Annotated in this window: 12 protein-coding genes; 2 read left to right on the plus strand and 10 right to left on the minus strand. The window is 58.0% G+C overall.

Annotated elements, in window-relative coordinates; genetic code table 11:
* The 4 genes from J7380_RS15765 to rpsL all read right to left on the minus strand — a co-directional run.
* A partial coding sequence (locus J7380_RS15765) for a GTP-binding protein (protein ID WP_209196706.1) occupies nucleotides 1-349 on the minus strand: 349 nt, incomplete at its 3' end.
* A 60-nt stretch (nucleotides 350-409) separates the two neighbouring features.
* Nucleotides 410-2,527 carry an elongation factor G gene (gene fusA, locus J7380_RS15770; protein WP_209196707.1) on the minus strand — a complete coding sequence of 706 codons (2,118 nt, stop codon included), beginning with the start codon at nucleotides 2,525-2,527 and terminating at the stop codon, nucleotides 410-412.
* Between the two features lie 18 nt (nucleotides 2,528-2,545).
* Nucleotides 2,546-3,016 carry a 30S ribosomal protein S7 gene (gene rpsG, locus J7380_RS15775; RefSeq protein ID WP_039529242.1) on the minus strand — a complete coding sequence of 157 codons (471 nt, stop codon included), beginning with the start codon at nucleotides 3,014-3,016 and terminating at the stop codon, nucleotides 2,546-2,548.
* A 396-nt stretch (nucleotides 3,017-3,412) separates the two neighbouring features.
* Nucleotides 3,413-3,784: a 30S ribosomal protein S12 gene (gene rpsL / locus J7380_RS15785; protein ID WP_005621086.1), complete on the minus strand. Its 372-nt coding sequence runs from the start codon at nucleotides 3,782-3,784 to the stop codon at nucleotides 3,413-3,415.
* Between the two features lie 398 nt (nucleotides 3,785-4,182).
* On the opposite strand from rpsL, the gene J7380_RS15790 reads away from it, so the two are divergent.
* Nucleotides 4,183-4,989, plus strand: a complete 807-nt coding sequence (locus J7380_RS15790) for a putative rhamnosyl transferase (RefSeq protein ID WP_209196709.1) — start codon at nucleotides 4,183-4,185, stop codon at nucleotides 4,987-4,989.
* Here J7380_RS15790 and J7380_RS15795 read toward each other — a convergent pair.
* The gene (locus J7380_RS15795; RefSeq protein WP_209196710.1) at nucleotides 4,974-5,843 is read right to left on the minus strand and encodes a DMT family transporter; all 870 of its coding nucleotides are present in this window, start codon (nucleotides 5,841-5,843) and stop codon (nucleotides 4,974-4,976) included. The genes J7380_RS15790 and J7380_RS15795 overlap by 16 nt on opposite strands.
* A 255-nt stretch (nucleotides 5,844-6,098) precedes the next feature.
* On the opposite strand from J7380_RS15795, the gene J7380_RS15800 reads away from it, so the two are divergent.
* Nucleotides 6,099-6,416 carry a hypothetical protein gene (locus tag J7380_RS15800; protein WP_209196711.1) on the plus strand — a complete coding sequence of 106 codons (318 nt, stop codon included), beginning with the start codon at nucleotides 6,099-6,101 and terminating at the stop codon, nucleotides 6,414-6,416.
* Nucleotides 6,417-6,550: 134 nt separating this feature from the next.
* On the opposite strand, the gene rpoC is transcribed toward J7380_RS15800, so the two are convergent.
* The 5 genes from rpoC to rplJ form a co-directional block, all read right to left on the minus strand.
* The gene (gene rpoC, locus J7380_RS15805; protein ID WP_209196712.1) at nucleotides 6,551-10,792 is read right to left on the minus strand and encodes a DNA-directed RNA polymerase subunit beta'; all 4,242 of its coding nucleotides are present in this window, start codon (nucleotides 10,790-10,792) and stop codon (nucleotides 6,551-6,553) included.
* Between the two features lies 1 nt (nucleotide 10,793).
* On the minus strand, nucleotides 10,794-10,997 hold the full coding sequence (locus J7380_RS15810) for a hypothetical protein (RefSeq protein WP_209196713.1): 204 nt from the start codon (nucleotides 10,995-10,997) through the stop codon (nucleotides 10,794-10,796).
* A complete protein-coding gene (rpoB, locus tag J7380_RS15815) occupies nucleotides 10,994-15,130 on the minus strand; it encodes a DNA-directed RNA polymerase subunit beta (protein ID WP_209196714.1) in 4,137 nt (1,378 codons plus the stop codon). The genes J7380_RS15810 and rpoB overlap by 4 nt, the downstream gene beginning before the upstream one ends.
* Nucleotides 15,131-15,379: 249 nt before the next feature.
* The gene (rplL, locus tag J7380_RS15820) at nucleotides 15,380-15,754 is read right to left on the minus strand and encodes a 50S ribosomal protein L7/L12 (RefSeq protein WP_008755409.1); all 375 of its coding nucleotides are present in this window, start codon (nucleotides 15,752-15,754) and stop codon (nucleotides 15,380-15,382) included.
* A gap of 79 nt (nucleotides 15,755-15,833) precedes the next feature.
* On the minus strand, nucleotides 15,834-16,352 hold the full coding sequence (gene rplJ, locus J7380_RS15825; protein WP_209196715.1) for a 50S ribosomal protein L10: 519 nt from the start codon (nucleotides 16,350-16,352) through the stop codon (nucleotides 15,834-15,836).
* Nucleotides 16,353-16,371: the final 19 nt, after the last annotated feature.

Genomic DNA, 16,371 nt, shown 5'->3' on the forward strand with positions numbered 1-16,371 from the left:
GCAGGATGTGCTCACGCGTTTGCGGCATCGGGCCGTCAGCGGCGTTCACAACCAGGATCGCGCCGTCCATCTGAGCAGCACCGGTGATCATGTTTTTGACGTAGTCGGCGTGGCCGGGGCAGTCAACGTGCGCATAGTGGCGGTTGTCGGTCTCGTATTCCACGTGGGCGGTCGAGATGGTGATCCCGCGCGCTTTCTCTTCCGGCGCACCGTCAATCTGGTCATACGCTTTGAAGTCACCGAAATACTTGGTGATCGCTGCGGTCAGCGTGGTTTTACCATGGTCAACGTGGCCAATCGTGCCGATGTTGACGTGCGGTTTTGTACGCTCAAACTTTTCCTTTGCCATGATGGCCTCCTTTTTCGGTAATGAAGGGAGCCCGTGAACCGGACCCCCTCAAATCTTGGGTTATGCGTATTTCGCCTGGATCTCGTCCGAGATGTTCTGCGGAACCGGATCGTAGTGGTCGAACTGCATGGTGAACTGGGCACGGCCCGACGACATCGAACGCAGCGTGTTGATGTAGCCGAACATGTTCGCCAGCGGAACGAACGCGTCGATCGCGATTGCGTTGCCGCGCGGTTCCTGACCAGACACCTGGCCACGACGCGAGGTCAGGTCGCCGATGATACCGCCGGTATATTCTTCCGGGGTGATCACTTCGACCTTCATGATCGGTTCCAGCAGCTTCGCGCCAGCTTTGCGCATACCTTCACGCATACACATACGGGCCGCGATTTCGAACGCCAGAACGCTCGAGTCAACATCATGGAACTTACCGTCCAGCAGGGCAACCTTGAAGTCGATCACAGGGAAGCCAGCCAGCGGGCCGCTATCCATGACCGAGTTGATGCCTTTTTCAACACCCGGGATGTATTCCTTCGGAACGGCACCACCAACGATGCGGCTTTCGAACGAATAGCCCTCGCCCGCTTCGGTCGGCTGGATCTCCAGCTTGACTTCCGCGAACTGACCCGAACCACCCGACTGTTTCTTGTGGGTGTAGGTGTGCTCGACCGGCATCGAGATGGTTTCACGATAGGCCACCTGCGGCGCACCAATGTTCGCTTCAACCTTGAACTCGCGCTTCAGACGGTCAACCAGGATGTCCAGGTGAAGTTCGCCCATGCCTTTCATGATGGTCTGACCCGATTCCAGGTCGGTTTCCACACGGAAGGACGGGTCTTCGGCGGCTAGACGGGCCAGACCCTGGGACATCTTCTCTTGGTCGCCCTTGGTTTTGGGCTCAACCGCGATCTCGATCACCGGATCGGGGAAGGTCATGGTTTCCAGAACCACCGGATCCTTCGCATCACACAGGGTGTCACCGGTGGTGGTGTCTTTCAGACCCGCCAGCGCGATGATGTCGCCTGCAAACGCTTCTTCGATCTCTTCCCGGTTGTTGGAGTGCATCATCATCATACGACCGATGCGCTCTTTCTTACCTTTGGTCGAGTTCAGGATCGAGTCACCCTTGTTCATGGTGCCCGAGTAGATCCGGGTGAAGGTCAGCGAGCCAACGAAGGGGTCGTTCATGATTTTGAACGCCAGACCCGAGAACGCCATGTCGTCGTCTGCACGACGTGCAATGTTACGCTCTTCGGTTTCGTCGCCGGGGGCGAAGCCCATGTAATCAACGACGTCCAGCGGGCTGGGCAGATAGTCGATCACAGCGTTCAGCAGCGGCTGAACACCTTTGTTCTTGAACGCCGAGCCACCCAGAACCGGAACAAACGCGATGTCCAGGGTCCCTTTGCGCAGCAGGGCGCGCAGGGTCGGAACGTCGGGCTCATTGCCTTCCAGGTATTCCATCATCGCGTCGTCGTCCATTTCGACGGCCGCTTCGATCATCTTGCCGCGCCATTCGTCAGCCATGTCTTTCAGGCTGTCGCGGATCGGCGCTTTGATCCAGCTTGCGCCCAGATCTTCGCCCTGCCACAGCCATTCTTCCATGGTGACCAGGTCGATCAGACCTTCCAGCTCGGACTCGGCGCCGATCGGAATGCCAACCGGAACAGCGCGTGCGCCGGTGCGGTCTTCGATCATGCGAACGCAGTTAAAGAAGTCTGCGCCGATCTTGTCCATCTTGTTGACGAAAACCATACGCGGAACCTTGTAGCGGTCAGCCTGACGCCACACGGTTTCGGTTTGGGGCTCAACACCGGCGTTTGCGTCCAGAACGCAGACGGCACCGTCGAGAACCGCCAGCGAACGCTCAACTTCGATGGTGAAGTCAACGTGGCCGGGGGTGTCGATGATGTTCAGGCGGTGCTTGGGGGTATCGGCGGTTTTACCGTCTTCGGTGCGCTCCCAGAAGGTGGTGGTCGCAGCCGAGGTGATGGTGATGCCGCGTTCCTGTTCCTGCTCCATCCAGTCCATGGTGGCTGCACCATCGTGCACCTCACCAATGTTGTGGGATTTCCCAGTGTAATACAGGATACGCTCCGAGCAGGTGGTCTTACCTGCGTCGATGTGCGCCATGATACCGAAGTTACGGTACAGTTCGAGCGGATATTCGCGTGCCATTTTGGATAAGCCTCTGGATTACCAACGGTAGTGGCTGAAGGCTTTGTTCGCCTCGGCCATCTTGTGGGTGTCTTCGCGCTTCTTCACGGCGGTACCGCGGGACTGTACAGCGTCCAGCAGCTCACCGGCGAGGCGTTCTTCCATGGTGTTTTCGTTGCGGCCACGGGCGGCGGTGATCAGCCAGCGGATGGCCAGTGCTTCGCGGCGCTCGGGGCGCACTTCGACCGGAACCTGATAGGTTGCACCACCAACCCGGCGCGAGCGAACCTCGACCGACGGTTTGATGTTGTCGAGCGCTTCGTGGAACACTTCGACCGGCGCGCGTTTGATCTTGTTCTCAACGCGGTCAAAGGCGTTGTAGACGATGCGCTCTGCGACCGACTTCTTGCCGTCGATCATCAGGTTGTTCATGAATTTGGTCAGAACCTTGTCGCCAAATTTGGCGTCAGGCAGAACTTCGCGCTTTTCAGCCGCGTGACGTCGGGACATAGTCCGTTTCCCTTTCTATTGGTTGGCACATTTGCTGGTCACTCGCCGGCATTTTGCACCAAATTTCTCTCTACATTCGGCAGATGCGGTTTTCTTGGCTTTCGAGTGCGAAGCACCTTCAGCCCAGTGGTCCTTGCCCTCGTACCGGAAAATGGCAAAGCACTGCGTTGTCTCGACTACGATTTCACAACCAGCGACGCTGTGCGAATATCGCTTGCAAGTTGCCAACGCTCTTTCGTTTGCTTCTTCCTGAGTATCTCGCCCCCAGGTGTACCCCATGTTGTTCGTGTTTTGATTATACGCCACAGCCGCAAACTCTGCGTGAGCTTGAACTGGCGCAATCAAGAACGAAGCTACAAGAGCGAATACTGGAAAGCGGGCTATCTGCATTGTCTCTTACTTGGGACGCTTCGCGCCGTATTTCGAACGGCGTTGCTTACGGTCTTTGACGCCCTGAGTATCCAGAACACCGCGCAGGATGTGGTAACGCACACCGGGAAGGTCTTTTACACGGCCGCCACGGATCAGAACAACCGAGTGTTCCTGCAGGTTGTGGCTTTCACCGGGGATGTACGAGATCACCTCGAACCCGTTGGTCAGGCGCACCTTGGCAACCTTACGCATAGCCGAGTTCGGCTTTTTCGGTGTGGTTGTATATACACGGGTGCAGACGCCGCGTTTCTGCGGGCACTGCTCCAGGTGCATGGACTTCGAGCGTTTTACTTTGGGCTGCCGCGGCTTGCGGATCAGCTGTTGAATAGTTGGCATTCCGGTTTCTTCCCCGTTTTGCAACACACATGACATGCACGCGCGTTGCGTGCGGTTAAACTTTGCTGCACTCATGCGTCCACAAGCGCAAAACCCGCGAGCGTTCCCATTCCGAGGTGAACGTCGCGGTTGGTTATCAGAGGACGCGAACTGCAAAATTGTTCGGGTCTTGACCAGTCCATTACTGAGATCGGTTTTGGGGCGGCCCCCGGTACCGAGATGGGCGCGTAATAGGGGGAGTCGGCGCAAGTGTCAACAGTACACCGGACCCATCGCACGACAGGCCGCTTTGCGCTGATATACCCGGTCCGATTGTCGGCCGCCAGTACTGCTGGCCGTTGCGCGTTCGCGACCGCAAAGGCATAGTCGGCCACAACGCCACGCACCACGGATGACCCATGCAAATCATCGGCCTGTGCCGCTTTTCCTACCCCGCCCATGGCGGCTTTCAGGTCGAACATGACACGATCGAGGAACGGCGCGCCTATCTCTACAACCCTGCCCGGCTGGAAGAGAGGTTTCGCCTGTTCGAAACCACCACCCTGCCCTGTCTGCGCGAACAGACGGACGAGGATTTCCAACTGCTCATCGTGATCGGGGAGTGTCTGCCCAAATCCGCCTATGACCGGCTGCACGATCTGACCGCAGGCATGAAACAGGTGCAGATCATCGCCCGCCGCCCCATGCGCCACCGCCGGGTGATGAAAGAGATCCTGAACGCTGCGCGTCACGACCCCAACGCGCCCTGCATCCAGTTTCGTCATGACGACGACGATGCCGTTTCGGTGGATTTCATCGAGCGTCTGCGCATCGCCGCAGACGAAGGCGGCGCACTGATGCGCAACCACAAGACCGTCGCCATCGACTATAACCAAGGGTTCCTGGCGCGGTTCGGGCCTGAGGGCATTCACGCCGCGCAGGTGTTTCAACCGCTGCTGGGTATCGGATTTGCCATGTACGTTCGGGGTGGTAGCGATCTGACAATCATGAATTTTGGGCATCACCGGATCGGAAACTACATGCCGGTTATCAGCTATCCAGACGCGCCGATGTGGGTGCGCACGCTGAATTCGTTCAACGATTCACCCCATGCCCGCAAAAGCAACACCCAGCTTGCCCCCCTGACCCCCGAACAAGAGGGCGAGTTCATCGCCCGCTTTGCCATCGATCAGGACGCCGTGCGTCGGGTTCACTCGGCTGAATGAACCGCACGTTCGCGGAATAGAGTAAACAGCCCGGCGCCCACGACCAAAACTGCGCCAGCCATGGTGATGGCATCAGGCCAATCTCCGAACACGACCCAGCCCAATGCCAGCGCCCACAGCAGACTAGAATAACGGAATGGCGCGATGAAACCCACATCGCCCTCGCGCATGACCATGACGCTGCACAGATACCCGATCAGCACAAACACTGCAGCGCAGGCGATCATCACCCCCGCGTCGAATGTGACAGGTTGCCAGCCCGTGGTCGCAGAGGCGATGCCAGCCGATACCGTAATAGTAACCGAGGTCGCCAGCGTCACCGTCAGCGAAGGTACATGAACGGACATGCGCCGCGTGATCAGATCCCTCACAGTGACGGACAATACTGCAATCAGTGCGTAGATGGCATAGATACTGAAACCTTCGGGGCCCGGCCGGACGATCAACAGCATGCCAGTAAAGCCCAACCCGATAGCCACGATCCGGCGCCAACCGATTTGCTCCCGGAAGAACAACACCGCGCCTAAAGTCACTGTCAATGGTAGTGCCTGTAACACGGCGGTCACATTGGCCAATGGCATGTGCAACAACGCAGTCAAAAAGAAGAACGTGGCCGACAACTCGGCCAGACAACGCGCGGCGATCAGCCATTTGTCGTGCCTAGGAAAGTTCAGATGCAAAGCCCCCAAATGCCGCGCCAACAGATATACCAGCACTGTCGCCAAAGCCCCGCGCATCGCCACCATCTGGAACAAAGGCACCTGTTCCCCTGCCAGCTTGATCAGCGTGTCATTGATGGTAAAGCCCGCCATGCTGCCCATCATCAGCAGGGCACCTTTTATGTTTGGAGACATGGAAACAGAACTCAGATATTTTTGTGCTCATTCGCGGGGATAGCGCGTTGCAAGTCAATAGACGCAGACGGAAAAAGTGAATTGCAAATCGCACCAATGTGTTGAACGGTTTGACCATTCTAAAGCCTATTTTTTGGAGACAATATGTTTGAGAAGAATTCTCAAGGTATGGGTCAGCAACCACATCGCTACCAAACCAGTGGTGTTCAGCCGCAACCAAAAGCGCGCGTGTCACAACCGAGAGGCCACGAGCCGATGTCTGCCCCAACCCCTATCAGATTTGACCGAGTGTTTTGGGGCGCTCTCTGCTCGTTTGTCGTGTTTTTCCTGTTTTTCAATATTCAAACGATTTCTGATCTGGCACCGGAATCCGTGAAAAACGGCAACACTCCGGGTGCGTTTGGAATACCTGTTGCCATATTGACCGTTGTTTGGATCGCCGTCATTCCCGCTTTGTTTGTTCGCGGTGTCTATCGAAGTGCGCTAAGCGGAAAACTGCTTTTGAATTGGTTTGCGACCGGCGCGTTTGTTGGGGTTGCGCTTGGCGGTCTGTTTCTGAAACTGAGCCTTTGAACGCATAACTTCTGCATAGCCTTAGCCCACCACCTGCGTTTTTTTGATAGTATCAGCCCTGTGTTCGGCAGGATCACAACAACAAAAAAGGCCCCGCGTTTCCGCAGGGCCTGTTTTTTGTTCTGAAACCGCGCTTATTCGCGGCTTTCGGGGGCGTCGGCCACGATGTCCAGCTCATCACCGACCATGTCGTCGTCGATGACCGGCGCCGCCAGCGCAGCAGCCGCTTCGGCCTCTTCGCGGCGCGCCTCGATCACGACGTTGTCGCGGCCTTGGGCGACCTGACGCACGGCCTGAGTCGCGCCACCGGTACCAGCGGGGATCAGACGACCAACGATGACGTTCTCTTTCAGGCCAACCAGCTTGTCTTTCTTGCCCTGAACCGAAGCCTCGGTCAGCACGCGAGTGGTTTCCTGGAACGACGCCGCCGAGATGAACGAACGCGTTTGCAGCGAGGCCTTGGTGATCCCCAGAAGGATCGGCTCGCCCTGTGCCGGACGACCACCTCGGGCGATGGTCTTCTCGTTGGCCGCGTCGAACTCTTGCTTATCGACATGCTCGCCTTTCAGCAGGGTGGTGTCGCCTGAATCCAGGATCTCCCACTTCTGCAGCATCTGGCGCACGATAACCTCGATGTGCTTGTCGTTGATCTTCACGCCCTGCAGACGATACACGTCCTGCACCTCGTCGATCATGTAATCCGCCAGCGCTTCGACACCCATGATGGACAGGATGTCATGCGGAGCCGGGTTACCGTCCATCAGGTACTCACCCTTCTGGATGAAGTCCCCTTCGGCGACCGGGATGTGCTTGCCCTTGGGCACCATGTATTCAATGGTCTCCATGGACTCGTCAGCCGGTTCGATGCTGATGCGGCGCTTGTTCTTGTAGTCGCGGCCAAAGCGCACGTAACCATCGGCTTCTGCGATGATCGCGTGATCCTTGGGACGACGCGCTTCGAACAGTTCGGCCACACGCGGCAGACCACCGGTGATATCCTTGGTCTTGGCACCTTCGCGCGGGATACGCGCAACAACGTCACCGGCTTCGATCTGCTGGCCATCTTCGACCGACAGGATCGCATCCACCGACATCGGATAGTGAACCGGGTTGCCCGCATCGTTGCGGACCGGCTCGCCATCTTCGCCGACCAGAATGATCTCGGGCTTCAGGTCGCTGCCTTTGGGGGCGGCGCGCCAGTCGATCACGATCTTCTGGGTCATGCCGGTTGCCTCGTCGGTCTCATCGCGGACGGCAAGGCCCGAAACAAGGTCAACGTATTTCGCAGTACCGGCTTTCTCGGCGATGATCGGCAGGGTGTAGGGATCCCACTCGAACAGCTTGTCGCCACGGGCCACTTTGGTGCCGTCCTTGACGAACAGCTTGGAGCCATAGCCCAGCTTGAAGCTGGCGCGCTCTTCGCCGTGTTCGTCGTTGATGACAACCTTCATGTTCCGGCCCATGACCAGGCTTTCACCTGCCGCATTGACCAGAATCTGCGGGTTCTCAAACGCGATGACACCGTCCTGGTTGGCTTCCTGGAACGACTGCTGACCACCTTGGGCAACACCGCCGATGTGGAAGGTCCGCATCGTCAGCTGTGTACCGGGTTCACCGATCGACTGGGCGGCGATGATGCCGACAGCCTCACCCGTGTTGACCATGGTGCCGCGTGCAAGGTCACGGCCGTAGCAGGTTGCACAGACGCCTTCCTCGGACTCACAGGTCAGAGGCGAGCGGATGCGCATCGAGGCAACACCGGCCTCATCAATGGTGTCCGCCATACGTTCGTCGATCAGCTGGCCTGCGGCCACGATCACCTCATCGGTGCCCGGACGCAGAACATCGTCTGCGGCCACACGGCCCAGCACGCGCTCGGCCAGCGAAGCAACAACCTCACCGTCATTCACGGCGGCTTCGGCCGTGATCGCACGCTCGGTGCCACAATCGATCTCACGCACGATACAGTCTTGCGCCACGTCCACCAGACGACGGGTCAGGTAACCCGAGTTCGCCGTCTTCAGAGCGGTATCCGACAGACCCTTACGGGCACCGTGGGTCGAGTTGAAGTACTCGAGAACGGTCAGACCTTCCTTAAAGTTCGAGATGATCGGCGTCTCGATGATGTCACCGTTCGGCTTGGCCATCAGGCCGCGCATACCGCCCAGCTGTTTCATCTGAGTGACCGAGCCACGCGCGCCCGAGTGAGCCATCATGTAGACCGAATTCGGTTCCTGTTCGGACCCATTCTCTGCCCGTTCAGACGACGAAATGGTGCTCATCATCGCTTCGGTGACGCGATCGTTACACTTCGACCAGGCATCGACAACTTTGTTGTACTTTTCGCCCTGAGTGATCAGGCCGTCCATGTACTGCTGTTCAAAGTCCTTCACCTGACTGCGGGTGTCATCAACGATGCCCCACTTGTCGTCAGGGATAACCATGTCGTCCTTACCGAACGAGATGCCCGCCTTGAACGCTTCTTTGAAGCCCATCGACATGATCTGGTCACAGAAAATGACCGACTCTTTCTGACCGCAATAGCGGTAGACAGTGTCGATGACCTGCTGCACTTCTTTCTTACGCAGCAGCCGGTTAACCAGCTCGAACGGGGCCTTGTTGTTCATCGGCAGCAAGGCACCCAGACGCAGACGGCCCGGAGTGGTCTCAAAACGCTTCTGAACTTCGTTGCCTTCGTCGTCGATCTGCGTGATCCGCGCGGTGATTTTCGAGTGCAGGTGCACCTCACCGGAATCCAGCGCGTGCTGAACTTCGTCGATCGACCCGAACACTTTGCCTTCGCCCGGCATGCCTTCGCGTTCCAGGGTCACGTAGTAGAGACCCAGGATCATATCCTGCGACGGAACGATGATCGGCGCGCCGTTGGCAGGCGACAGAACGTTGTTCGTCGACATCATCAGAACACGGGCTTCCAGCTGGGCCTCAAGGCTCAGCGGGACGTGAACGGCCATCTGGTCACCGTCGAAGTCGGCGTTAAAGGCCGAGCAGACCAGCGGGTGCAGCTGGATGGCTTTACCTTCGATCAGAACCGGTTCGAACGCCTGAATGCCAAGACGGTGCAGCGTCGGCGCACGGTTCAGCATGACCGGGTGTTCGCGGATCACCTCGTCGAGGATATCCCACACTTCGGGACGCTCTTTCTCGACCAGTTTCTTTGCCTGTTTCACGGTCGAAGACAGACCCTTGGCTTCAAGGCGCGAGTAGATGAACGGCTTGAACAGTTCCAACGCCATCTTCTTGGGCAGACCACACTGGTGCAGCTTCAGCTCCGGACCGGTCACAATGACCGAACGGCCCGAGAAGTCGACGCGCTTACCCAGAAGGTTCTGACGGAAGCGACCCTGCTTACCCTTCAGCATGTCCGACAGCGATTTCAGCGGACGCTTGTTGGCGCCGGTGATCACGCGGCCACGACGGCCGTTGTCGAACAGAGCATCAACGGATTCCTGCAACATCCGCTTTTCGTTGCGGACGATGATGTCAGGTGCGCGCAGTTCGATCAGACGCTTCAGACGGTTGTTCCGGTTGATGACGCGGCGGTACAGATCGTTCAGATCCGAAGTCGCGAAACGGCCACCATCCAGCGGAACCAGCGGACGCAGTTCCGGCGGAATGACCGGGATCACGGTCATCACCATCCACTCGGGCCGGTTGCCCGACTCGAGGAAGGATTCAACAACCTTTAGACGCTTGATGATCTTCTTGGGCTTCAGCTCGCCGGTCGCTTCGGCCAGATCAACGCGCAGCTGTTCGGCTTCGGCTTCCAGATCGATCTGGGCCAGCATCTCGCGGATGGCTTCGGCACCGATATTCGCGGTGAACGCGTCCATGCCATAGGCATCCTGCGCGTCCATGTACTCTTCTTCAGTCAGCATCTGGCCGTAGGTCAGGTCGGTCAGACCGGGCTCGATGACGACATAGTTTTCAAAGTACAGAACGCGTTCCAGATCGCGCAGCGTCATGTCCAGCATCAGACCGATGCGGGACGGCAGCGATTTCAGGAACCAGATATGTGCGACGGGTGCTGCCAGTTCGATATGGCCCATACGCTCGCGGCGGACTTTCTGCAAGGTGACTTCCACACCGCATTTCTCGCAGACAACGCCGCGATACTTCATCCGCTTATATTTGCCGCACAGACATTCGTAATCTTTGATCGGGCCAAAGATACGCGCGCAGAACAGACCGTCACGCTCGGGCTTGAACGTCCGGTAGTTGATGGTTTCGGGTTTCTTGATCTCACCATAGGACCAAGACAGGATCCGCTCGGGCGACGCCAGCGAGACCTTGATCTCGTCGAAAACCTTCGGAGGCGTCAGCGGGTTGAACGGGTTGTTCGTAATTTCCTGGTTCATTTTATTCTCCCCATGAGGGTGTTTGTCCGAAGACAAGTAAATCTAAAGCGAGTGCGAAGAAGAGAGCGATCCAGACCAGCCTCACGGTGTGGTTTTTTTCGTACCATCTTGTTTTTCTTTCGTTTGGCCAAAAGACCGAAACCAAATCCAGAACAAGAAATCCGAAACCAACCACGCCGAAAGCGACCGGTCCGGTCAGATTCACTCATCCACCTCCGCATCCAGGAGTTCCATATTCAGGCCGAGGCCACGGACTTCTTTAACCAGAACGTTGAACGATTCCGGTACGCCCGCTTCAAAGTTATCCTCGCCCTTGACGATCGACTCATAGACCTTGGTCCGGCCGGCGACGTCATCCGATTTCACCGTCAGCATCTCCTGCAGGGTGTAGGCGGCGCCGTAAGCTTCCAGAGCCCAGACTTCCATCTCACCAAAGCGCTGACCACCGAACTGCGCCTTACCACCCAGCGGCTGCTGGGTCACCAGGCTGTACGGCCCGGTCGAACGCGCGTGGATTTTGTCGTCCACCAGGTGGTGCAGTTTCAGCAGGTACTTGATGCCCACGGTCACCGGACGTGCGAATTGCTCACCGGTGCGACCGTCGAACAGAACCGACTGACCGCTTTCCGAGAAGCCTGCACGCACCAGCGCGTCGTTGACGTCTGCTTCCTTGGCGCCGTCAAAGACCGGGGTTGCGATCGGAACACCGCGGGTCACGTTGCCCGCCGCCTCGATCAGGCCATCCTCGTCCAGACCGGTGATGCCTTCTTCGTAGACATTCTCGCCATAGGCCAGCTTCATCGCTTCGCGAACCGGGGTCAGGTCGCCGGAACGGCGGTATTCACCCAGAGCGTCATCGATGTTCAGACCCAGACCGCGTGCGGCCCAACCCATGTGGGTTTCCAGAATCTGACCAACGTTCATACGCGAAGGCACACCCAGCGGGTTCAGACAGAAGTCGACCGGAGTACCATCGGCCAGGAACGGCATGTCTTCCATCGGAACAACCTTGGAGATCACACCTTTGTTCCCGTGACGACCAGCCATCTTGTCGCCCGGCTGCAGTTTGCGCTTCACGGCGATGAAGACTTTGACCATCTTCATCACACCCGGCGGCAGGTCGTCGCCACGGCGGACTTTCTCGACCTTGTCTTCAAAACGGGCGTCCAGAGCGCGTTTCTGCACTTCGTACTGCTCGTTCAGAGCTTCAACGATCTGTGCGTCCTGCTCACCTTCCAGCGCCAGCTGCCACCACTGACCACGGGTCAGGGTATCCAGCAGTTCCTCGGTGATCACCGACCCCGCCTTGACGCCTTTCGGGCCTTTGACAGCGGTTTTACCCAGGATCAGGCCCTGCAGACGCGCATAGATGTTGCGGTCAAGGATCGCCAGCTCGTCGTCCCGGTCACGGGCCAGACGTTCGACTTCCTCACGCTCGATCTGCAGCGCACGCTCATCTTTTTCGACGCCGTGACGGTTGAAGACGCGGACCTCAACGACCGTACCGTAATCGCCCGGCTTCACGCGCAGCGAGGTGTCGCGCACGTCAGATGCTTTTTCACCAAAGATGGCGCGCAGCAGCTTTTCTTCCGGGGTCATCGGGCTTTCGCCCTTCGGAGTGATCTTGCCGACCAGAATATCGCCCGGCTCAACATCCGCGCCGATGTAAACGATGCCCGCCTCGTCGAGGTTGCGCAGCGCTTCTTCACCGACATTCGGGATGTCGCGGGTGATCTCTTCCGGGCCCAGCTTGGTGTCACGGGCGGCGACTTCGAATTCCTCGATATGGACCGAGGTAAAGACGTCATCACGCGCGATACGTTCCGAGATCAGGATCGAGTCTTCGTAGTTGTACCCGTTCCACGGCATGAACGCGACGACCACGTTCTTGCCAAGGGCCAGTTCACCCATATCGGTCGACGGACCGTCGGCAATAACCTCGCCCTTCTGGACGGTGTCACCCACCTTGATCAGCGGACGCTGGTTGATGCAGGTGTTCTGGTTCGAACGCTGGAACTTGCGCAGACGATAGATGTCAACGCCAGCGTCGCCCAGTTCCAGATCCTCAGTCGCGCGGATAACGATACGCTGGGCATCGACCTGGTCGATGATACCGGCCCGTTTCGCCTGAATCGCAGCGCCCGAGTCGATCGCAACCTTTTCCTCGATGCCGGTACCGACCAGCGGCGCTTCGGCGCGCAGCAGCGGAACCGCCTGACGTTGCATGTTCGAGCCCATCAGAGCGCGGTTGGCGTCGTCATTTTCAAGGAACGGGATCAGCGATGCAGCGACAGAAACCAGCTGCTTCGGCGACACGTCGATCAGGTCAACATTCTCGCGCGGGGCAAGAGTGTAGTCACCGGCCTGACGGGTCGAAACCAGATCGTTGATGAACTTGCCATCCGCATCCAGCGTCGCGTTCGCCTGCGCCACGGTGTGACGCATTTCCTCGGTCGCGGACATGTAGTGAACCTCATCGGTCACCTCGGCGTCTTTGACAACGCGGTAAGGTGTTTCGATGAAGCCGTACTTGTTCACGCGGGCAAAGGTGGCCAGCGAGTTGATCAGACCAATGTTCGGACCTTCCGGCGTTTCAATCGGGCACATCCGGCCATAGTGGGTCGGGTGTACGTCGCGCACCTCAAAGCCTGCACGCTCACGCGTCAGACCACCGGGGCCAAGCGCCGAGAGGCGGCGTTTGTGGGTAACCTCGGACAGCGGGTTGGTCTGGTCCATGAACTGCGACAGCTGCGACGAGCCGAAGAATTCACGAACAGCAGCCGCAGCTGGTTTCGCGTTGATCAGATCCTGAGGCATGACGGTGTCGATCTCGACCGACGACATACGCTCTTTGATCGCGCGCTCCATGCGCAGCAGGCCAACGCGGTACTGGTTTTCCATCAGTTCGCCGACCGAGCGCACACGACGGTTGCCGAGGTGGTCGATGTCGTCCACGTCGCCCTTGCCGTCGCGCAGTTCCACCAGCGCCTTGATGCAGGCCACGATGTCTTCGCGGCGCAGGGTGCGCAGGGTGTCCGGCGCGTCCAGAGCCAGACGCATGTTCATTTTCACGCGGCCAACAGCGGACAGGTCATAACGTTCGCTGTCGAAGAACAGAGTGTCGAACAGGGCCGAGGCCGCTTCGACGGTGGGCGGCTCACCCGGGCGCATGACGCGGTAGATGTCCATCAGCGCGGTTTCGCGGCTCATGTTCTTGTCCTGAGCCATGGTGTTGCGCATGTAGGGGCCGACATTGACGTTGTCGATGTCCAGAACCGGGATGTCGGTGATGCCCGCATCCATCAGTTCCTTGACGGTGCCGCCGATCAGGTCGCCGTCCTTGTCGTATTCCAGGGTCAGCTCATCACCGGCTTCGACATAGATCGCGCCGGTTTCTTCGTTGATGATGTCCTTGGCGACGTATTTCCCAACGATGTTGTCGAAGGGCACCAGCAAATCGGTAACGGCACCTTCGTCGATCAGCTTTTTGACCGCGCGCGGAGTGACTTTCTTACCCGCTTCGGCAATCACTTCACCCGATTTCGCGTCGATCAGGTCGTATGTCGGACGAGTGCCGCGGACACGCTCGGGGAAGAACGGCGTGACCCAGCCTTTCTTTCCATCCAGCTTGTAGGACACGGTGTTGTAATACGCGTCCATGATCGCTTCCTGATCCAGACCCAGCGCATAAAGCAGGGTCGTCACAGGCAATTTGCGGCGACGGTCGATCCGGGCGAACACGATGTCCTTGGCGTCGAACTCAAAGTCCAGCCAGCTGCCGCGATACGGGATGATGCGGCAGGCGAACAGCAGTTTACCGGACGAGTGGGTCTTGCCCTTGTCGTGGTCAAAGAACACACCGGGCGAGCGGTGCATCTGGCTGACGATCACACGCTCGGTGCCGTTCACGATGAACGTGCCGTTCGGTGTCATCAGGGGCATATCGCCCATGAACACGTCCTGTTCTTTGATGTCTTTCACCGACTTCGCGCCGGTATCCTCATCGACATCAAACACGATCAGACGCAGGGTGACCTTCAGCGGCGCGCTGTAGGTCATGTCGCGCTGCATGCACTCTTCGACGTCGTATTTGGGTTTTTCCAGATCGTATTTCACGAACTCCAGCACGGAGGTTTCGTTGAAATCCTTGATCGGGAAAACCGACTGGAACACGCCTTTGATGCCTTCGCCGTCAGTGGGCTGTTCTGCATCGCCGGAGCGCAGGAAAAGATCATAAGAAGATTTTTGTACCTCAATGAGGTTCGGCATCTCCAAAACTTCGCGGATTTTGCCGTAGTATTTACGAAGACGTTTCTGGCCAAGGAACGTTTGAGCCATGTCAGATGTCACCTTTCAAGTTCTCAGCGGGCAAAGACACCGTCGGGCCCCGGCATCCTGCACATTCGAGACGACACGTCCGGATCAATTCGTGGCCACCGTCCCGAAGGCAGCCTCCCGATCCAAGAACCGCGTCTTAGAAAACGCCCCAGCACATGAGGCCCTTTCTAAGACAGGTTCGGCTGGACCCGGATTTCTCCGGGCCCAGCCTGAATTTTCGGCACATCAGCGATGCACCTGTCGGTTGGCTTAGGCCAGCTCGACTTCGGCGCCAGCTGCTTCCAGCTTGGCTTTGACTTCTTCGGCTTCTGCCTTGTCAACGCCTTCTTTGATCTTGCCGCCAGCTTCAACCAGCTCTTTGGCTTCTTTCAGGCCCAGACCGGTGATGCCGCGAACTTCTTTGATCACGTTGATTTTCGAAGCGCCGGCGTTCTTCAGAACGACGTCGAATTCGGTTTTTTCTTCCTCAGCTGCGCCGCCGGCGTCGCCACCAGCTGCCATGACAACTGCGCCGCCTGCTGCGGGCTCGATGCCGTATTCGTCTTTGAGGATGGTTTTCAGTTCTTGTGCTTCCAGCAGGGTCAGACCCACGATGCTTTCTGCGAGTGCTTTCAGATCAGCCATTTTATCAGCTCTTTCCGTTTACAGTGTGTGTTCCAACGTCAGGGTGTTCACCCTACGCAGATCATTCAGTGCCAACCGCTTACGCAGCTTCCGCCTTCTCTTCGATGGTGGAAAGGATGCTTGCGATGTTGCTTGCAGGTGCGCCAATCGCGCCGGCGATGTTCGAAGCAGGTGCGCCAATGCAGCCAGCGATCGAAGCAATAAGCTCCTCGCGAGACGGCATTTTCGAAACGGCTTCAACGCCTTTGCGGTCCAGAGCGTTCTCGCCCATTGCACCGCCAAGGATTTCGAACTTTTTGTTCTCCTTGGCGAAGTCCTCGGCCACCTTGGCTGCTGCCACGGGATCCTCGGAATAGGTCAGAACGGTCATACCCGTCAGCAGGTCACCAATGCTTTCACATGGCTTTCCGTCGAGGGCGATTTTGGCGAGCCTGTTCTTGGCAACACGCACGGCACCACCCGCGTCACGAGCACGTGCGCGAAGGTCCTGCATCTCGGCAACTGTCAGACCGGCGTAGTGGGCAACCACTACGACGCCAGAGCTTTCGAAGATTTGGCCGAGTTCCTCGACCACTTTCTCTTTCTGGGCTCTATCCACAGTTCTCTCCAAGTTTGGG

It is taken from the genome of Ruegeria sp. R8_1, assembly GCF_017743815.1.
Classification (GTDB): Bacteria; Pseudomonadota; Alphaproteobacteria; order Rhodobacterales; family Rhodobacteraceae; genus Ruegeria; species Ruegeria lacuscaerulensis_A.